The sequence below is a fragment of the Methylobacterium sp. 142-1Y genome, assembly GCF_057747795.1.
The window spans coordinates 159,059-178,484 of record NZ_CM173224.1 but is presented as its reverse complement, the minus strand read 5'-3'; the positions used below and the strand labels follow the sequence as shown (position 1 = coordinate 178,484).

The window sequence follows — 19,426 nt, the reverse complement described above, 5'->3', positions numbered from 1 at the left end:
GGTCGAGACCCTTCCCCCCTCTGCGGGCTAGCGGATTCACACTTCTCATCAGAGAGCTAACCCCCTGTAGAGGCGCGCGCTTTCCCCTCCCCCTTGTGGGGAGGGGTTAGGGGTGGGGGTGGTGCCGGAGTAGCCTCGCGCTCTACGCGGCACCACCCCCACCTCCGGCTCCTCCCCACAGGGGGGAGGAGAGGCGCGCTATTCTTGAACGGAGAAGCGCTCAACCCGAGATGTTTGGACACCCTCCCCCGCAGAGGGGGGAGGGTTTTCGCGCGCACCATCCTCGCGCCCGCGCCGCGCAACATGCTGTCCCGTTCTCTCAGACGACATCCGGACGCGGCCGTCCGGATGTCATTCCTCACCCTCGATCAGCGACCATTCCCTGACCCGCGCCAGGTGATCGTAATCCGAATACGCCTTGGCGTATTTCGGGTAGGGCCGCGACAGGTACGACGCCTCGCCGGCCATGAAGGCCCCCACGAGCTGGCGCAGGCCCGCGACATGGGCGTCCACCAGTTCGGGCAGCGTCCGCCCGTCGCCCCGCGGGGGTTTGAGCGGCGCGGGGTCCAGCGGCGTCTTGCCGCCGCCGGCGCGGATATAGAGCAGGTCCGCCGTATCGGAGGCAGGCTTGACTCCCTTGAAGGCCCCGGCGCGCAGCATCGCGGCCTCGAGGGTCAGCTGGGGTGAGAAGCCGGCGAAGACCTCCCGGGTGCTCGGCGGCTGGCCGGTCTTGAAGTCGATGATGGTGTGGCCGCCATCGCGACGGGTCTCGATCCGGTCGGCCCGGGCACGCAAGGTCAGGACGTGGCCGCCCGGGATGTCGAGGGCCCAGCGCCCGCCCGCCTCGGCGTCGACGCGCCGGATGCCGGGTCGGCGCTCCGCCTCCCAGGCGAGGAAGGCTTCGGCGAGGCGCACGAAGCGCGGCCACCACTCGGCATAGAGTTCCGGATAGGCATCGGCGATCGGCCCGAAGGCGTCGGCGGCCAGCGCGTAGAGGACCTGCTCGGCCTCGTCGAGGGCGGGCAGCCCTTCCGGGAAACGCTCGGCGAAGCCGCCCAGCACGGCATGCACGATGGTGCCGCGGTCGCTGGCGCTCGGCTGCACCGCCACCGGTTCGAGCGCGTCGAGGCCGAGCACGTGGCGGGCGAAGATCCCGTAGGGATCGCGCACCAGGGTCTCGATCTCGGTGACGCTGAGCGAGCGCGGGAAGAGCGCGGGATCGGGCCGGGGCGAGGGGCGGCGCAGGCGCGGCGGCAGCGGGCCGGTCCCGGCATCGATCGCCGCAGCGAGCGACCGGAACCGCTGCCCACCTTTCACCAGCCCCTTCCAGGCCTCCTCCCCCGCGAAGGCGCGCAGGCGCTGGAGGAAGCGCGACGGCACCGTCGGCGCCCCCTCGCGCTTGTGCGCCCGGGTGACGATCGCGTCCGGGCAGCCCAGCGCCTGGACGAAGTCGTGCGCGGTCTGGCCCAGGCGCCGCTCCGGCGGCGGCAGACCGACCCGGCCCCGCATCGGCCGGTTGAGGAAGGCGTCGGTCTCGGCCTTGGGCGGCCAGACGCCCTCGTCGAGGCCGCCCAGCACCACCCGGTCGACCGAGAGCAGCCGCGCCTCCAGGAGGCCGAGGATGCGTAAGCGCGGATGCGGGCTCGCGTTGCGGCGCGAGACCACCCGCTCGCGGGCGAGCGCGGTGAAGAAGGCGGGGTAATCGGAAAAGCGGCCGGCGAGCAGGCCGGGTTCGGCCAGTTCCATGTCGTCGAACAGGGCGTCGAGCACCGCCACCGAGGCGTCGACTTCCGCCTCGCCCTCCTCCGGCCCCTCCATCAGGAGGTCGCAGGTGGCACGGTGATTCTTGGCGATGGCGATCAGGTCGTCTGGGGCGTCGTCCTCGTCGGCGAAGAAATCGCGGAAGGCGACCGAGAGGCGCAGCAGCAGCTCTTCCGCCGCCTCCCAGTCCTCCGGGGTGAGACGCCGCCGCGGCCGGGGATCGTGCCGGCGCTCCTCGGTCCGGGCCAGCCGCAGGGCCTCCTCGATGCCCGAGAATCCCTTGGCGGGGGCGGGACCGCGTAAACACCCGATCTCCAGGGCGCTCGCCGCCCGTTCCACCTCGTTCCGGGTCAGGCCGAGGCGCACCAGCGGATGGGCGAGCAGCGCCAGCACCCGATCGGGCTTGGCGTCGAGGGCCGCGACGTCGGCGGCGAGCCGGGCCAAGCGTCCGGCCGGGCTGCGTGCCAGCGGCTCTCCGGCCGAGTCGTCGGCGACGATGTTCCAGCGCCGCAGCTCGGCGGCGACCCGGAGGGCCAGAGCGCGGTCCGGGGTGATGAGGGCGGCGGTGCGGTCCGGCTGCTCCAGGGCCTCGCGCAGGGCGACCGCGATCGTCAGCGCCTCCTCGCGCTCGTCGGCGGCCTCGACCACCCGGATGCCGGCGGCCCCGTCGCGGGCGAGTTTTTCGCGGAAGGCCGGGTCGAGATCGGCCCAGGCATCCGTGGTCTCGGCCGGGCGCAGGGCCTGCGACAGGAGCCCGGCCCGGGCCGCGGCCCCGGGGGTCGGCGTGCCGAGGGAGATGATGGCGGCGCGGTCGAGGGCGAGGAAGTCCTGGCCCACCAGCCGGTGGAGCACCGCCTGCGGATGGGCATGGGCCGCCGCCTCGCCGTCGCCGGCCGGGTCGATCGCGGTCCAGCCGGCGGCGTCGAGGTCGCGGTCGAGGCCCGGCAGCACCACGGCGCCGCGGGGCAGGCCGGCGATGGCGGTGATGAGCCGGGCGGTGGCCGGCACCGATCCGGTCGAGCCGGCGACGATCACCGGGTCGGTCGGGCGGTCGCGGGTGAGGCGCGCGGCCTCCGCCAGCACCAGGGCGCGGCCGCGCTGGACCGGATCGGCGACCCCGCGGTCGGCCAGGATTTTAGGCCAATGCTCGGCGGCGATGCGCACGAAATCGAGGGTGAGGGAGAAGTAGCGCGAATGCTCCGCCTCGACGGCGCCGGCGATGTCGTCCCAGGGCAGGCCCTCGACGGCGAGCGAATCCATCAGCCCTTCGAGGTCGGCGGCGAGCCCGATCGCGTCCGCCGGCGAGGACGGCACCCGGAACGGCACCTCGTCGCCGAGCGGCAGGAGCTGGCGGTCGACCGTGCCGGCCCAGGCCTGGACGAGGCGGGCGAGAATCAGCCGGCGCTCCAGCGACGGGATCGGCGGGCGCAGGACGTCGTCGCGGCGCTCGCCCGGTGGTGCCGACAGCAGGTCGAGCTCGGCCTCGTCGGCCTCGCCGAGCGGCACCATGCGGGGCAGGAGCGCCGCCGGGCCGCATTCCCGCGCCAGGATGGCGGCGAGCGCCCGGGCGGCGCGGCGGGTCGGCAGATAGAGAGTGACCGCGGCGAGCCCGAACGGCCCGCCGGCGAGATCACCGACGAGGCGGCCGGAGAGGAGCGCCTCGGCCAGGGTGTCGAGGAAGCGCAATCCCGGTGCGATGGTGAAGACGTGGCCTTCGTTCACCGGGTGGCCTCACGGAGGAGGTAGCGCACGGTCTTGGCGCCACCGTGGATCTCGGCGGTGCCGACCTCCCGGAAGCCGAGGGCGGCGTGGAAGGCGTCGGAGCCGGGATTGGGCGGCACGATGTTCACCTCGCAAGCGATCCGGTCGTGGCCGGCGGCTTCGGCCTTCGCGAACAAGGCCTCGTAGAGCGCGCGGGCAAGGCCGCGGCCACGCTGGCCCGCGGCGGTGACGATACGGTCGACATAGACGAAGCGGGGATAGCGGGCCTGGAACCAGCGGAAGTTCGGGCTGGCGTAAGCTGCATCCTGGTCGAGGGCGATCAGGAAGGCGGCCAAGCCCTCGGGGCCGGTCACGGCGGCGGCGAGGAAGGCCTGGTCGATCAGCGCGCGCAAGGCGCCCTCGTCGAGAAGCGAGGTCTCGGTGGCGTTGGCGGCGTTGAGCGCCAGCACCGCGGCGAGGTCGTCGAGGGGGCCGATCGAGAAGCCGGGGGGCATGCAGAGTCCCTGCGCTGTGGGCGGATGAGGCAATAGTGGGATGTTACCTCTCCCGAATACCGGCAGACTGGGCGTCATTGGCTGAGGCACAACTTCCCCCTCTCCCCGCGGGCGGGGAGAGGGTCACGGCCCCCTTGTCGGGGCTGTGACAAGCGCAGGCGAAGCCGAAGCGAGGGTGAGGGGGTCTCGACGGATGAGACTCCTCCGGACACACCCCCTCACCCTCGCCCTGCGGGCTTGCTGCATCTCCTGAACGGAGACGCAGCCCTCTCCCCGCCCGCGGGGAGAGGGGGAAAACCAGCGCTCTATCGGTGTCGGACTGGCTTAACCCCCACCCTCACGGCTGCGCCGCGCTCGCCTTCACCCGCTCCTCGGCGTCGCGCAGCCCTTCGGGGGTCCCGACATGCAGCCACTGCCCGTCGAGGCGCAGCCCGAACAGGCGCTCGGCGGCGATGGCGCGGTCGAACAGGAGGTTGAGGGAGAACGAGCCCTCGGGGGTGTCGGCGAACAGGTCGGGCTTCAGGATGGCGACGCCGGCATAGACGAAGGGCGAGACCTCGCGCTCGGCGCGGCGGGTCAGGCGCCCCTCCTTGTCCATGTGGAAGTCGCCCGGCCCGTCATAGCCGAGGCTGGTGGCGGCAGACGCCAGCAGCAGCAGCATGTCCATCCGCTCCGGGTCCCAGGCGGCGACCAGGCGGCGGAGATTCGGCTGCGGCCCTTCGAGCCAGAACGAATCGGAGTTCAGCACCATGAACGGCGCTTCGCCCAACAGCGGCAGCGCCTTCTTCACCCCGCCGCCGGTCTCGAGCAGCCGGTCGCGCTCGTCCGAGACGACGATGTGCGGCGGGCCGCGGCGGCGCACGAGATGCGCCTCCATCAGGTCGGCGAGGTAGTGCACGTTCACCACCGCCTCGGGGATCCCGGCCTCGGCGATCCGGTCGAGGGCGTAATCGACCAGCGACTTGCCGGCGACCTCGACCAGGGGCTTGGGCGTGGTGACGGTGATCGGGCGCATGCGCTTGCCGAGGCCCGCGGCCAGCACGAAGGCGCGCGTCACGGCGGGAGCAGGTGTATCGGTCATCGCGGGCGGGGTTTCGTCAGGGTTCGGGGCACAGGCGCGGCAGATGCGCCGCGTACCACGCCCGGACACCGGCGAGCGCCGGGTGGGCGAGGTTGCGGGCGAGGTAGCCCTCGATGCGCGGCAGATGGGCGAGGTAGCCCGGCTTGCCGTCGCGCCGGTCGAGGCGGGCGAAGATGCCGAGGATCTTGGTGGCGCGTTGCGCCCCCAGCACCGCATAGGCGCGGGCGAAGCCCTGCATGTCGAACTCGGCGTCGCGGAGCTTCCGCTCGCGGGCATAGAGGCCGAGGAGGCGCAATTCGAACTCGGCGCTGGCATCGACCCGCGCATCCTGGAGCAGCGAGGCGACGTCGTAGGCCGGGTGGCCGAGCACCGCGTCCTGGAAGTCGATCAGGCCGATGCGCTCGATCCCGTCGCGCTCGGGCAGCCAGATCAGGTTGGGCGAGTGGTAGTCGCGCAGGGTCCAGGTCCGGGCCTCGCCCTCCAGGCCGTCGAGCGCCTCGCCCCAGGCCGCCACGAAGGAGGCCCGGGCCGCCGGCGCCAGCGGCGAGTTGGCGACGAAGGGTGCGTACCATTCGGGGAGCAGCTCGGCCTCGAACAGCAGGGCCTCGCGGTCGTAAGGCGGCAGAACGTGGTCGCGGCCCTCGGCCACCGGCAGCACGCCGGGCAGGGCCGTGCCGTGCAGGCGCGCCAGCACCTTCACGGCCTCGGCGTAGCGCTCGGGGCGCGGGCCGTTCTGGTCGACCACCGGCTCGGTGCCGAGGTCTTCCAGGATCAGGAGCCCCGCCTCCAGGTCCTCGCCGAGAATTTTCGGCGCACTCAGGCCGAGCGCCCGCAGGCCGCGATCCATGGCGACGAAGGCGTGCACGCTCTCGGCGAGATGGACGATGGCGCTGTAGGGCTTGCCGTCGCGGACCGGCGGCCCGTCGGCCTTGGGCGGCGAGACCATCAGCACGGCCTTGGCCCCGTCCGGGTTGACCAGGCGCTCGTAGGACCGGCTCGACGCGTCGCCCTGCATGTGGAAGCGCTCAGCCTCGCCCCAGCCGGAGCGGTCGAGCAGGACGCGCAGCGCCCTCGCCCGCATCAGCCGGCCGCCCAACCCCCCGCCGCCGATGAGGCGGGCGAGGCGCGCGTCGTCGCCGAATTCGGGCTTGAGCGAGAGATCGATGGCCAGCGTCGGGCCGTGGCGCGGCGGCAGCCGGTCGGGCCATTCGACGAGCGCGATCGCCCGGTCGGTCATCTCGTCGAAGCCGAGCTCGACCAGTTCGTCGGGCCCGCGCAGGCGGTAGAGGTCGGCATGGACCACCGCCTGCCCGCCGCGGCCCTCGTAGGGCTGCACCAGCGTGAAGGTCGGGCTCGGCACTTCGAGATTCGGGTCGCCGACGATCTCGCGGATGATCGCCCGGGCCAGCGTCGTCTTGCCGCCGCCGAGCCCGCCGGAGAGCGCTATCAGGTCGCCGGGCCGCAGGATCTCGGCGAGGAAGCGGCCGAGATCCTCGGTCGCGCTCTCGTCCGGCAGCACGATCTCCCAGGGTGTGCGCTCGGCCATGCCCTCCTGGTCCACTCCGCCATCCTCGCTCACGGGCCCGTCCGGGGCTGAATGCTCCGGTCATAGCCCATGAACCTTAAGCTTTCCCGGCCATCCCCGGGGTCGTGCGACACTTGTGTCGGGCACGTCGCGTGCAGGGTGCCGGATTTTCCCGACTTCGTCACCTTTGCCCCGTCACCCACCGGCACGAATCACGATCCCGCGGCGGCCGCCCTGCCGGCTATTCGGCCGCCGCCAGATGGGCCTCGCCGTCCCCGACCGGGAAGGTGCAGGTGACCCGGGTGCCGGTGCCGGGCGAGGACGCGATGTCGATGCGCCCGCCATGCAGCTCGACGAAGGAGCGCACGATCGAGAGCCCCAGGCCCACGCCGCGGTGGCGGGTGCCCAGCGTGTGGCTCTCGAAGCGCTCGAAGACCCGCGCCATCACCTCCGGCGGCATGCCGCGGCCCTGGTCGATCACCTCCAGCACCAGGCTCTCGCCGTCCTTGCGGGCGCAGACCCGCACCTGCTGGCCGGGGGCCGAGAAGCCGACCGCGTTGGAGAGCAGGTTGAACAGGATCTGGCGCACGCGCTTGCCGTCGGCGACGAAGGTGCCGATGTCCGGCGGCACGTCGAGGACGAGGGCGATGTCGGCCTCCGCCAGCCGGTCGCCGATGCCCCGCACCGCCGCCGCGATGGTGGTCTGCACGTCGACCCGCTCGCGCGTCAGTTCCATCGAGCCGGCATCGATCGAGGCGAGGTCGAGGATGTCGTTGATGATGACGAGGAGCGCCGCCGAGGAGCGCATGATGTGGTCGGCATATTCGCGCTGGCGCGGGTTGAGGGCGCCGACGGTCTCGTCGCCGAGGAGCTCGGTGAAGCCGATGATGTTGGTGAGCGGCGAGCGCAGCTCGTAGGAGACGTGGTGCACGAACTCGTCGCGCAGCCGCGTCGTGCGCTCCAGGGCGTCGTTCTTGTCGGTCAGCGCCCGCTCGACGTTCACGCTCGCCGTGACGTCGATGTGGGTGAGCAGCGTCGCGCCGTCCGGCAGCGGCTCGGCGGCGCAATCGAGCATCGTGCCGTCGGCGAGCGCCAGCCGGCAGGCGAGTCCCCGGCGGGCATCGACCAGACCGGTCACCGCCTCGCGGATCTGCGCCCACGGCTCCTCGGCCGGGCTCAAGGTCCGGCAAACCGCGATCACCTGGTCGATGTGGGGCTGGACCTCGACCATCTCGGGGCCGATGCGCCAGATCTGGGTGAAGGCCCGGTTGGCGAATTTCAGCCGCCCGTCGGTGCCGAACACCGCCACCGGCTCGCGCAGGGTGTCGAGCGTCTCGCTCTGCACCTGCATCAGCACGTTGTAGCGCGATTCAAGGTGGACCCGCTCGGACACGTCCTCGAACAGGTAGGTCAGGCCCCCTTGCGGGTTCGGGTCGGCCAGCACGCGCAGGGTCCGCCCATCGGGCAGGTGCCACCAGGTCTCCTGCGCCTCGGCGGCCCGGTAGGCGGCGAGCACGCCGGCCTTCCAGCTGCGGAAATCCGCCTGCTCGGGCAATTTCCGGGCGTTGCGCAGGGTGTCGAGGATCTCGCCGTCGAGGGGCCGGCCCTCGAGGAAGGCGGGGTCGAGGTCCCAGAGCTGGCGGTAGGCGGCGTTGTGGAAGATCAGCCGCTGGCGCGCGTCGAACATCGCGACGGCGGTGGGCAGCTGGTCGAGGGTGCGGACGTTGGCATCCATCTGGCGCTGGAGGTCGGCGCGGACGCTCTCGAGTTCCGAGACGTCGACCGCGATGCCCACCGTGCCGGCCTCGGTCGCCACCTCGGTCACGTCGAGGGTACGGCGCGCGCCCGCCACCACGGCGGAGACCCGCAACGAGCCCGCCCCGCCCCGGGACCGGCGACGTTCGGCCTCCTCGCGGGCGGTGCGCTCAAGGAGTTCCGCCCCCTCGCGCACCGCGCGGGCGGCGTCGCCGGCTTCCGCCGCCGCGGCGTAGGCCGCGTTGGCCCAGGTGAGGCGCCCGTCGCGGCTGCGGCGCCAGACCGGCTGGGGAATCGTGTCGAGGAGGCCGGAGAGCGCGTCGAGCCCGTGGCGGGTCTCCTCGAGGTTGGCGCGCAGTTCGACCAGTTCCCGGCGCTCGCCGGTGAGCTCGCGCAGGCGCAGGAGCGCCTGGCCGCCCACCGCCTGGCCTTGCGCCTCGACGGTGCGGCCATGGAGCGTATGGACGGTGCGGCGGAAGCGCTCGCCGCGCCCGCGAAGATTCTCGACCGCCGCGTCGAGGGCGGCGGCGTCGGCGGGCACGAGCCAGGATCCGAAGGCGAGCACCCGGCGGACCGAGCCCGGCCGGGCCCCTTCCGCGGTGATGCCGACATCGCCCTCGATCAAGGGCTCGCCGCGGGAATCCCAGGTCACGACGACCTGCGGCTCGGAACCGAGCAGCAGGTCGGCCCGGTCGTGGGCGCCGCGCAACTCGGCGAGCTCGGTGTTCAGGGTGTGCTCGCGCCGGGCCCAGCGGGCGCGCTCGCGCAGGTAGAGCAGCGACAGGATGGTGGCGAAGATCGTCAGGCCGATCAGCACCGCGAAGCCCACGGCGTTGTGCGCATGGAGGCCCGGAGCGGTCTCCGCCGCCTGGGCGGCGGCCGCGAGACCGAGTGCGCCGCCCAGGATGCCGGCACCCGCGCCGCCGCCGAGCCGTCGCGGCGTACGTCCAAACCCCATGATCCGTCCGTCTCCACGCGAACCGGCGCACCGGCCCTCGACCGGACCGGCACGCCTGACAACCTGAACGCTACGCCTCGATGAACGCTGGGAGGCGCCGCACGGCCATGACCGCGCGGCGCCTCCCCTCCCCAGAGATTCGCCCGCAGTTTAGCGCGGCGTGGATTCGCCCCGGAAGGGGTGAATTGGGGGGAGGCCGGCGATGCTCGCACGGAGCATCGTCAAGAGCACAGAAATGCCACACCTGAGACGGAACGAAGGCGGAACACTGGCGCCGGTCGCGATCGCACAACCGCATATGTCGAGCGTACACGCAAAAAGAAGAGCCCGACCTTTCGGCCGGGCTCTTCTTCGATCACCGCGCGATCATCGCGCGATCTTCATATGACCTTGGCGCCGATCAGTAACGGTAGTGGTCGGGCTTGAACGGGCCGGACTGGCTGACGCCGATATAGGCGGCCTGGTCCTCGCGCAGCTTGGTCAGCTTGACGCCGATCTTCTCGAGGTGCAGCGCCGCGACCTTCTCGTCGAGGGCCTTGGGCAGGGTGAAGACGTTCTTCTCGTACTTGCCCGGGTTGGTCCAGAGCTCGATCTGGGCCAGCGTCTGGTTGGTGAAGGATGCCGACATCACGAAGGACGGGTGGCCCATGGCGTTGCCGAGGTTCACCAGGCGGCCCTCCGACAGGAGGATGATGCGGTGGCCGTCGGCGAACTCGATCTCGTCGACCTGCGGCTTGATGTTCTGCCACTTCAGGTTCTTGAGACCCGCGACCTGGATCTCGTTGTCGAAGTGGCCGATGTTGCAGACGATCGCCCGGTCCTTCATCGCCCGCATGTGGTCGAGGGTGATGACGTCCTTGTTGCCGGTGGCGGTCACGAAGATGTCGGCACGCGGCGCGGCATCTTCCATGGTGGTGACCTCGTAGCCCTCCATCGCGGCCTGGAGCGCGCAGATCGGATCGACCTCCGAGACCAGCACGCGGCAGCCGGCGTTGCGCAAGCTGGCGGCCGAGCCCTTGCCGACATCGCCGAAGCCCGCGACCATCGCGACCTTGCCGGCCATCATCACGTCGGTGCCGCGGCGGATGCCGTCGACCAGCGACTCGCGGCAGCCGTAGAGGTTGTCGAACTTCGACTTGGTGACCGCGTCGTTGACGTTGATCGCCGGGAAGAGGAGCTTGCCCTCCTTGGCGAGCAGGTACAGGCGGTGCACGCCGGTGGTGGTCTCCTCCGAGACGCCCTTGATCGACTCGGCGAGACCGGCGAACCAGCCCTTCGGCTTCTCGGCCAGCATGCGCTTGAGGAGCGCGAAGAAGATCTCCTCTTCCTCGGAGGCCGGCTTGTCGAGGAAGGCGGTGTCGCCCTGCTCGGCGCGCAGGCCCAGATGGACGAACATCGTGGCGTCGCCGCCGTCGTCGAGGATCATGTTCGGCATGCCGCCGTCATGCCACTCGAACAGCTTGGCGGTGTAGTTCCAGTAATCCTCAAGGGTCTCGCCCTTGATGGCGAAGACCGGGATGCCGGCGGCGGCGATGGCCGCGGCGGCGTGGTCCTGGGTCGAGTAGATGTTGCACGACACCCAGCGGAGATCGGCGCCGAGAGCCTTCAGGGTCTCGATCAGCACCGCGGTCTGGATCGTCATGTGGAGCGAGCCGGCGATCTTGGCGCCCTTCAGCGGCTGGCTCGCGGCGTATTCCTCGCGCACGGCCATCAGGCCGGGCATCTCGGTCTCGGCGATCGCGATCTCCTTGCGGCCGAAATCGGCCAGGGCGATGTCCTTGACGATGTAGTCGTTCGTGCTCGGCATTGGTCGGTCTCCCGTGTCGGCCGGTTCGACGGGGCCTATAGCAGCCCCCCGGCAGGGAGGCAATCAAGATATAAAGATGTCTTTATACGACCGGTTCGAAGGTAGGCCGGCGGTTGCCCGGCCTCGCTGGCCCCCTCCTTGCCCTCGCACGCCCTTTGCCTCGCATGCTCCTTGCAGACGTCAGGCGCGTAACGCGGCCGGACGGGCCGCGCCCCAGCCGAGGTCCATCGATGAGCCCCATTTCCCTCTCGCGCCGCCAGTGGCTCGCCGGAGCCTCCGCCCTCGCGGCGCTCGGACCCACCGGCACCGTGCTCGCGCAAGGGGCGGCCCAAGGGACAGCGACGGCAAGCGCCGATGGCAAGGCCGCCGGCCACCTGACCTACGGCATCTCGCTGTTCGACCTGCCGCTCACCACCGGCCAGCCGGACCGGGGCGCGGGCGGCTACCAGTTCACCGGGCTCACCCTCTACGATCCCCTGGTCGCCTGGGAGCTCGACGTCGCCGACCGGCCGGGCAAGCTGGTGCCGGGTCTCGCGACCTCCTGGGAAAGCGACCCGGCGGACCGCCGCAACTGGGTCTTTCGCCTGCGCGAGGGGGTGACGTTCCACGACGGCTCGGCCTTCGATGCCGACGCGGTGGTCTGGAACTTCGACAAGGTGCTCGACGCGAAGGCCCCGCATTACGACCAGCGCCAGGCCTCGCAGGTGCGCCCGCGCCTGCCCTCGGTGGCGTCCTACAAGAGGCTCGACGCCATGACGGTGCAGGTCACCACCAAGGCGGTCGACGCGCTGTTTCCCTATCAGATGCTGTGGTTCCTGATCTCGTCGCCGGCGCAATACGAGGCGGTCGGGCGCGACTGGACCAAGTTCGCCTTCCAGCCCTCCGGCACCGGCCCCTATCGCCTCGCCGCCCTGGTGCCGCGGGTGCGCCTGGAGCTGGTGCCGAACGAGGCCTACTGGAACGCCAAGCGCAGGCCGCGTCTGGCCAAGCTGACGCTGGCCTGCATCCCCGAGGACCTGGCGCGGGCCAATGCGCTGCTTTCCGGCAATGCCGACCTGATCGAGCTGCCTGCCCCCGACGCGGTGCCGCGGCTCAAGGGCGCCGGCATGCGGGTGACCGGCAACGACACGCCGCATGTCTGGAACTACCACCTGTCGATGCTGGAGGGCAGCCCGTGGCGCGACCTGCGCCTGCGCAAGGCCGCCAACCTCGCCATCGACCGCGACGGCGTCGCCGCCCTGATGGGCGGGCTCGCGACCCCGGCCGTCGGGCAGGTGCAGCCATCGAGCCCGTGGTTCGGCAAGCCGGGCTTCAAGATCGGGTATGATGTCGATGCGGCGCGCAAGCTGGTGAAGGAGGCCGGCTTCTCGGTCCAGAATCCGCTGCGGACGACCTTCATCATCCCGACCGGCGGCTCGGGCCAGATGCTGTCGCTGCCGATCAACGAATTCGTGCAGCAGAGCTGGGCCGAGATCGGCATCGCCGTCGAGTTCCGGGCGGTCGAGCTGGAAGTGGCCTACACCGCCTGGCGCCAGGGCGCCGCCGACCCGTCGCTGAAGGGCGTCACCGGCAGCAACATCGCCTACGTCACCTCGGATCCGCTCTACGCCATCCTGCGCTTCTACGATTCGAAGCAGGTCGCGCCGACCGGCGTGAACTGGAGCCACTACCGCAACCCGGAGGTGGACCGGCTCTGCGACGCGGTCCGGGCGAGCTTCGACCCGGCCGAGCAGGACCGGATGCTGGCGCGCATCCACGAGATCGTGGTGGACGACGCGGTGCAGGTCTGGGTCGTGCACGACACCAACCCGCACGCGCTCTCGGCCAAGGTGAAGGGCTACACCCAGGCGCAGCACTGGTTTCAGGATCTGACGACGCTCGGGTAAGGCGATCCGCGGCGCCTCGGTCAGCCCTGAGCAGATTTCGCCGACGCGGTGACCGGTTCGGCGCGAAAAATCTGCGACAAAACAACAACCTAAGCGGACGAAGCGTTGCACGCCAACACAAGTCTGCTTAGTGGCCGAGGCCGACCGATCGGGAAACGACGGCCCTCGGCCGCGCGGAGCGGCGGAGGCCCACCACCCGGCGGTCGGCGTCGGCCGCCGCAGGCGCACCGACGATGCGCGGCTTGCGCCCGTCCGCGAGCGCATGCACGATCATCGTCTCGCTCCGCCCTCGCAACTGATACGCGCCGAGCGCTTCCGCCGCGATGCCCTCGGGGAGCCGCGGCAGCCGGGCGAGAACCGCCTCCGAGATCAGCACGTCGCGTCGGGTTTCCCGGCACAAACCCTCGAGCCGGGCGGTCGCGTTCATGACGTCGCCGAAATACGCGATCTTGTGCCGGTCGACGCCGACCTCCGCCGTCACCACGCTGCCGCCGTGCAGGGCCGCGCGCAACTCGGGCACCAGGCCGAAGCGCGCGAGCCAGCGCTCCCGGTCGGCGTCGAGGGCTTGACGGATCGCGAAGACGCAGGCGACGCACCGCGCCTGCGCGACGCCGCGGGCGAGCGGCCAGGAGACGATCACCTGATCGCCGATATAGTCGTCGACCTGACCGCAAGACCGGCGCACCGGCTCGGCGATGGCGGAGAACACCGCCGTCAGCAGTTCCTGTGCGGCGAGATCGCCGTGTCGTTCCGCGTAAGCCGTCGAGCCGGCGAGATCGAGGAACAGGAAGACGCGCTCCTCCCGGACCGGGCGATGGTAGCGCCCGAGGATGAGGTTCACGAAGGTCTCGCCGCCGATCAGGTCGCGCACGCGCAGGACCGCGACGATGATCGCCGACATCGCCAGCGCGAAGGGAATGGTGGAGAGCTTCGGCGTGACGGCTTCCGTCAGGGGCTTGTCGACGATGCCGAGCGTCCAGAGACACAGGCCGGTCAGCGCCATGCCGATGACGATGACGAGCACCAGGCTGACCTCGGCGGCCGCGAAATAGGCCAGCGTGGGCAGCCGGCGCAGGCGCTCGGTGTAGCCGGCGAGGAAGACGCCGCGCTCATACGCGATGGTGAGGACGCCGATGCAGGCCCCGTAGAGGATGCCCGCGACCGTCGGGCCGTCGGCGAACAGGAGGCCGTGCAGGGCGCCGAACGAGGCGCTGACAGCGGCGATGATGATCCAGAAGGTCGCGGCGCCGTACGACATCGTCTTCCTCGGCTCGGGAACGATATCGTATGGATGACCGAGCAATAACGGCCATACAATGATGATCAGGAACTTGGCAGCGCCGGGCAGACGGGCGTCGTGCGGCAGCACACGAGGCGACGTCGTGAACAGGGGGGTTCCGATGCCTACACGGCCTCGTCGGGTATGAACAAGTATGATAAATTCATACACAGCGAGTCAGCCGTTGAGGATGCCATGGCGCAGATCGAGCGCATGACGGTCGTCTTTCCCGAGCCGATGGCGGCGCAGATCCGCGCCGCCGTCGAGGCGGGAGAATATGCGACGACGAGCGAGGCGGTTCGCGATGCCGTCCGGCTGTGGTCGGACCGCCGGCAGACCCGCGCCAACGATCTTGAGCGGATGCAACAGGCCTGGGATGCAGGCAAGGCCAGTGGATCGGCCGGAGAGGCCGATTTCAAGGCGTTGAGACAAGAAGCCCGTCAGCGCCTCGCCGAACTGCACGACGATCGTGATCGCTAGCTTCGCGTGGTCGAGATCGGCCCGAGAAGCTCTTCTCGACATCTATTTGGCGATCGGCATTCATAATCCGGACGCGGCCGAGCGCCTCTACGATCGCCTCGAGCAGCGAGCCGAGACGCTGCGACAGCATCCCAAGATGGGGCCGAGGCGCCCTGATATCCGACCAACGGCACGCGTTCTCGTGGAGCCGCCCTACCTTATCCTCTACGAAATCACGCCGGATACGGACGACGACCCCGTCGATGCCATTCAGATCGTCGCCGTTCTGGACGGTCGTAAGGACTTGAGCCTGGGGATCTGAGGAAGCCTACGCGAACACCCGCGTCACATCCCCCTCCCCCATCACCCGGCACTGTCCGGGCTCCAGATCCGCCGGCAGGTCGAGCGCTCCCACCCGGTCGCGGTGCAGGGCCGTGACGTGGTTGCCGACCGCCGCGAACATCCGCCGGACCTGGTGATAGCGCCCTTCCGTCAGGGTCACGGCGGCGCTCGTCGGGCCATGGACCTCCAGGGTCACCGGCAGCAGCGGCTTCTCCTCGCCCTCCAGCATCAGCGTGCCGGAGGAGAAAATCGCGCCCTCGTCGCCGCGTAACGGGCGGTCGAGCGTCACCTGGTAGCGCTTCGACACACTCGCCTTCGGCGAGATGATCCGGTGCAAGAGCGCGCCGTCGTCGGTCAGCAGCAGGAGCCCCGAGGTCTCCTTGTCGAGGCGGCCGACGGTGGAGAGCGGCGGCTCGCGGCGGCGCCAGCGTGGCGGCAGCAGGCTGTAGACCAGCGCGCCGGCCTCCTTGTGCGAGCAGGTCACGCCGAGCGGCTTGTGCAGCATCAGCGCCACGCCCGGCAGCGGGTCGAGATTCTTGCCGCTGACGGTGAGGCGGGCCGGCAGGTCCGGGTCGAGGGCGATGCGCTGGTCGGCGTCGCGCAAAGGCGCGCCGTCGAGCACCACCTTGCCGGCGCGGGCGAGCATCTGGATCTCGCGGCGCGAGCCGTAGCCGAGATTGGCGAGCAGCCGGTCGAGCCGGACCGACGCCACCTTCGCCTTCGCGCTCATCGCCCGCGGCTCATTTGCGCGCCTCGTGGATCTTGTAGCCGTGCGCGGCGGCCCGCTGCGTCACCTCCTTGAACACCTCGCCCAGCGTCGCCTCGTAGGGAAGATGGGTGTTGGCGGTGAGCCACAGCGTCCCGCCCGGCCGCAAGGCGGCGGCGGCGCGGCGGATGAAGGCCTGGCCGAGGGTCCGGTCCTCGGCGCCGCCATCATGGAAGGGTGGGTTCATCACCACGAAGTCGAGGCGCTCCGGCACCGCGCCGACGTCCCGGGCATCGGCCCATGTCACCGTCACGCGGGGATCGTCGACGTTGCGCCGGGAGGCCTCGACGGCCCGGCGGTCGTTGTCGACGAGCGCGAGCGCGGTCACCTTCGGCGAGGCCAGCACGGCGTGGGCGAGGATGCCGAGGCCGCAGCCGAGATCGGCGCCGCGCCCGGACAGGGCCGGCATCGTCTCGATCAGCAGGGCGGTGCCGGGATCGATCCGGTTCCACGAGAAGATGCCGGGCTGAGTCCACAGGCCGAGACCGTCGTCGCGCCGCGGCGCGCCCTCGGTGATCGCCTCGTCGAGACCGGTCGGCGCGTCGGGCCGCGATGTCCGGACGATGCGGTGGTGGCTCTTCGCGCTCTCGTCGAGGCGGCAGCCGAAGCCGGAGAGTTCGCGGGCGAGCCGGGAGCCGCCCCGGTCCTTCGGGGCGAGCACGGTGAGGCTTGCGCCGGGCGCGAGCGCCCGCAAGGCCAGCGCCAGCACGTGGCGCCGCTCCAGGGTGCCGGGCGGGGCCAGCACGGTCAGGCCGGGCAGCGAGCCGGGGGCCAGCTCCTCCAGGGCGGTGCCGCCGGGCAGCAGCGGCGAGAGCTGGACGGCGCCCTCCGGCACCTCGGCGAGTTCGGCGGGCGGGTGTCCGTAGACGCCCGGGCGGGGGGAGATCGGATCGGTCACAGGAATCAGCCGCGCGGGAATTCCAGGCCCATCTCGCGGTAGCGCTCCGGATCGTCGGCCCAGTTCTCCCGCACCTTCACGAACAGGAACAGGTGGACCTTCGCCTCCGCCGCCTCGGCGATGTCGATCCGGGCGGCCTGGCCGATGGCCTTGATGGTCTGGCCGCCCTTGCCGAGCACGATCTTCCGCTGGCTCTCGCGCTCGACGAAGATGGTCTGCTCGATCCGCACCGAACCGTCGGGCCGGACCTGCCACTGGTCGGTCTCAACGGTCGAGGAATAGGGCAGTTCCTCGTGCAGCCGGTCGTAGATCTTTTCGCGCGTGATCTCGGCGGCGAGCATCCGCAGCGGCGCGTCGGAGACCTGGTCCTCGGGATAGAGCCAGGGGCTCGGGGGCATCCGGGTCGCGAGCTCGCGGCGCAGGTCGTCGACCCCGTCGCCGGTCAGCGCCGAGATCATGAAGATGCGCTCGAACGGGACCCGCTCGTGGAGCGCGGCGGCGAGTGCCAGCAACTTCTCACGGGGCATCAGGTCGATCTTGTTGAGCACCAGGTATTTCGGGCGCTTCAGCTCCGGCATCCGGTTGAGGATCGCGTCGACCTCCTCGTCCACCCCCTTGCGGGCGTCGATCAGCAGGCAGACCGCGTCGGCATCGGCGGCCCCGCTCCAGGCCGAGGTCACCATCGCCCGGTCGAGGCGGCGCTTGGGCGCGAAGATGCCGGGCGTATCGACCAAGACGATTTGGGCCGACCCTTCCATGGCGATGCCGCGCACGAGCGCCCGGGTGGTCTGCACCTTGCGCGAGACGATCGATACCTTGGTGCCGACGAGGCTGTTGAGCAGGGTCGACTTGCCGGCATTCGGCACCCCGATCAGGGCGACGAAGCCCGCGCGGGTATCCTTGGCGGGAGCAGCCTCGGGGGGGGCAGCCTCGGGCGGCGCGGAGCCGCCGGTCTCGGGTGTGGTGTCGTCGTCGGTCATTCTGGTTGCTCCCCGGGTTCGTCCCCGGTCCACAGCCCCTCGCGCACCAGCAGATCGCGCGCGGCCGTCTGCTCGGCCAGGCGCTTCGAGCCGCCGATGCCGATGCCGGGCGCGACGCCGGTGACCCGGGCCTCGATACGAAATTGCGGGGCATGGTCGGGCCCGGCCCGCTCCACCACCGCGTAGGTCGGCGTCGGCCAGCCTTGCGACTGCGCCCATTCCTGCAACGCCGATTTCGGGTCGCGGCTGCGCGTCCCCTCCGTCTGGCGGTCGGCCTCGAAGGCGCGGTCGATCACCGCCTTGGCGGCGCCGTAGCCGGCATCGAGGAAGATCGCCCCCAGGATCGCCTCGCAGACATCGGCGAGGATCGCCGCGTTGCGGCGCCCGCCGCCATGGACCTCGCCGCCGCCGAGATTGAGATGCGGGCCGACCTCCCAGGCCTGGGCCACCATGGCGCAGCTCTCGCGCCGCACCAGGCTCGACAGGCGCCGCGACAGGTCGCCCTCGTCGGCGCCCGGTAGGGCGTTGTAGAGCCCGTCCGCCACCGCGAGCCCGAGCACCCGGTCGCCGAGGAATTCGAGGCGCTGGTAGCTGCCCTTCCCGTTCGTGGCGCTGACATGGGTGAGCGCCCGGACCAGGAGGTCTCGGTCGGCGAAATGGTGGCCGATGCGCTCCTCCAGCACCGAGAGGTCGGGTCGGCGCCGCATCCCGCGCTTGCGCCGCGGCGGGGCGTCGCCTGCGCCGGTCACCGGCGGTTCGGCCTGCGGCATTGCGGCGTCGGCGTCGCTCACGCTCGTCACCTCCCGTCAGTGGATCGGCTTGAAGATCCGGTTCCAGCGCACCGTCCAGGGCCAGTTCCAGATCTGCCAGGCGGCCGCGCCCTCGTCGATCGAGAAGAAGATCACCTCGGCCCGGCCGATCAGATTCTCGTAGGGCACGTAGCCGACATTGCCGAGGTCGCGGGAATCGGTGGAGTTGTCGCGGTTGTCGCCCATCATGAAGAAGTGGTCCGGCGGCACGGTATAGACCTGGGTGTTGTCCCACAGGCCGCGGTCGCCGTCGCGCTCGATGATCTCGTGGGTGACGCCGTTGGGCAGGGTCTCGCGGTATTGCGGCACCAGAGTCGGCTGGCCGAAGGCATCGGTGGTCGAGTAATCGGCGATGCGCTCGCGCTTCACCGGCCGGCCGTTGATGTTGAGCACGCCCTCGATCACCTGGATCCGGTCGCCCGGCAGGCCGATCACCCGCTTGATGTAGTCGGTGGCGTTGTCCTTGGGCAGCTTGAAGACGACGATGTCGCCCTGCTTCGGGGAGGCGCCCCAGATCCGCCCCTTGGCCTCGAACGGCAGGTACTCGCTCAGCGGCAGGGAGTACTTCGAATAACCGAGGGAGTACTTCGAGACGAAGAGGTAGTCGCCGATCAGCAGGGTCGGGATCAGCGAGCCGGACGGGATGTTGAACGGCTGGAACAGCAGGGTGCGGACCACCAGCGCGATCAGCAGCGCCTGGGCGCCGACCTTGACGGTCTCCTTGATCGAGTCCCAGAGGCCGGCGTCCTTGCCGCGTTTCAGGTCCTGGTCCGTGCGTGCGCGATCCATGCTCGTTCTCTCCGGCGGTCCGTGCAGCTATCGCCTGGGCACCCGCCGTGGGCACGCGGCCGGCTGTTTGCGCGGTGCGGGGGGTCTAGACCAACGCTTGCCCGCCCGCAACGCG

At 70.8% G+C, this 19,426-nt stretch carries 15 protein-coding genes; 3 read left to right on the top strand and 12 right to left on the bottom strand.

Annotation, left to right across the window (positions count from 1 at the left end; all coding sequences use genetic code 11):
- Positions 1-351: 351 nt before the first annotated feature.
- The 6 genes from addB to ahcY form a co-directional block, all read right to left on the bottom strand.
- The gene (gene addB, locus AC3AOF_RS00790) at positions 352-3,483 is read right to left on the bottom strand and encodes a double-strand break repair protein AddB (RefSeq protein ID WP_236992454.1); all 3,132 of its coding nucleotides are present in this window, start codon (positions 3,481-3,483) and stop codon (positions 352-354) included.
- Complete coding sequence (locus AC3AOF_RS00785; RefSeq protein ID WP_236992455.1) at positions 3,480-3,977, bottom strand: GNAT family N-acetyltransferase; 498 nt, start codon at positions 3,975-3,977, stop codon at positions 3,480-3,482. The genes addB and AC3AOF_RS00785 overlap by 4 nt, the downstream gene beginning before the upstream one ends.
- 337 nt (positions 3,978-4,314) lie before the next feature.
- Positions 4,315-5,058, bottom strand: coding sequence for a nucleotidyltransferase family protein (locus tag AC3AOF_RS00780; protein WP_236992456.1), 744 nt, complete (start codon positions 5,056-5,058; stop codon positions 4,315-4,317).
- 16 nt (positions 5,059-5,074) lie between these two features.
- Complete coding sequence (gene tsaE / locus AC3AOF_RS00775; protein ID WP_488348943.1) at positions 5,075-6,604, bottom strand: tRNA (adenosine(37)-N6)-threonylcarbamoyltransferase complex ATPase subunit type 1 TsaE; 1,530 nt, start codon at positions 6,602-6,604, stop codon at positions 5,075-5,077.
- Positions 6,605-6,824: 220 nt separating this feature from the next.
- The gene (locus AC3AOF_RS00770; RefSeq protein ID WP_488347427.1) at positions 6,825-9,296 is read right to left on the bottom strand and encodes a sensor histidine kinase; all 2,472 of its coding nucleotides are present in this window, start codon (positions 9,294-9,296) and stop codon (positions 6,825-6,827) included.
- 400 nt (positions 9,297-9,696) lie between these two features.
- Positions 9,697-11,103, bottom strand: a complete 1,407-nt coding sequence (ahcY, locus tag AC3AOF_RS00765) for an adenosylhomocysteinase (protein ID WP_488347426.1) — start codon at positions 11,101-11,103, stop codon at positions 9,697-9,699.
- Between the two features lie 230 nt (positions 11,104-11,333).
- Between ahcY and AC3AOF_RS00760 the strand changes: the two genes are divergently transcribed.
- Positions 11,334-12,989 carry an ABC transporter substrate-binding protein gene (locus tag AC3AOF_RS00760; protein WP_488347425.1) on the top strand — a complete coding sequence of 552 codons (1,656 nt, stop codon included), beginning with the start codon at positions 11,334-11,336 and terminating at the stop codon, positions 12,987-12,989.
- A 127-nt stretch (positions 12,990-13,116) separates the two neighbouring features.
- Here the strand turns inward: AC3AOF_RS00760 and AC3AOF_RS00755 are convergent, their stop codons facing one another.
- Entirely contained in the window at positions 13,117-14,247 is a 1,131-nt protein-coding gene (locus tag AC3AOF_RS00755) for an adenylate/guanylate cyclase domain-containing protein (protein WP_488347424.1), read from the bottom strand.
- Between the two features lie 216 nt (positions 14,248-14,463).
- On the opposite strand from AC3AOF_RS00755, the gene AC3AOF_RS00750 reads away from it, so the two are divergent.
- Both AC3AOF_RS00750 and AC3AOF_RS00745 read left to right on the top strand, forming a co-directional pair.
- Entirely contained in the window at positions 14,464-14,748 is a 285-nt protein-coding gene (locus AC3AOF_RS00750; protein ID WP_488347423.1) for a ribbon-helix-helix domain-containing protein, read from the top strand.
- Positions 14,749-14,794: 46 nt separating this feature from the next.
- Positions 14,795-15,049: a type II toxin-antitoxin system RelE/ParE family toxin gene (locus AC3AOF_RS00745; protein WP_236992461.1), complete on the top strand. Its 255-nt coding sequence runs from the start codon at positions 14,795-14,797 to the stop codon at positions 15,047-15,049.
- Positions 15,050-15,055: 6 nt separating this feature from the next.
- Here the strand turns inward: AC3AOF_RS00745 and AC3AOF_RS00740 are convergent, their stop codons facing one another.
- The 5 genes from AC3AOF_RS00740 to lepB are packed head-to-tail and all read right to left on the bottom strand — an operon-like array spanning position 15,056 to position 19,311.
- Positions 15,056-15,799 carry a pseudouridine synthase gene (locus tag AC3AOF_RS00740; protein ID WP_488347422.1) on the bottom strand — a complete coding sequence of 248 codons (744 nt, stop codon included), beginning with the start codon at positions 15,797-15,799 and terminating at the stop codon, positions 15,056-15,058.
- A 10-nt stretch (positions 15,800-15,809) separates the two neighbouring features.
- A complete protein-coding gene (locus AC3AOF_RS00735; RefSeq protein WP_488348942.1) occupies positions 15,810-16,739 on the bottom strand; it encodes a class I SAM-dependent methyltransferase in 930 nt (309 codons plus the stop codon).
- Positions 16,739-17,713 (bottom strand): GTPase Era, encoded by a 975-nt coding sequence (gene era, locus AC3AOF_RS00730; RefSeq protein WP_488347421.1) that lies wholly within the window; start codon positions 17,711-17,713, stop codon positions 16,739-16,741. The genes AC3AOF_RS00735 and era overlap by 1 nt, the downstream gene beginning before the upstream one ends.
- A complete protein-coding gene (gene rnc / locus AC3AOF_RS00725) occupies positions 17,710-18,483 on the bottom strand; it encodes a ribonuclease III (protein ID WP_236992931.1) in 774 nt (257 codons plus the stop codon). The genes era and rnc overlap by 4 nt, the downstream gene beginning before the upstream one ends.
- Before the next feature lie 36 nt (positions 18,484-18,519).
- Positions 18,520-19,311 carry a signal peptidase I gene (lepB, locus tag AC3AOF_RS00720; RefSeq protein ID WP_236992465.1) on the bottom strand — a complete coding sequence of 264 codons (792 nt, stop codon included), beginning with the start codon at positions 19,309-19,311 and terminating at the stop codon, positions 18,520-18,522.
- Positions 19,312-19,426: the final 115 nt, after the last annotated feature.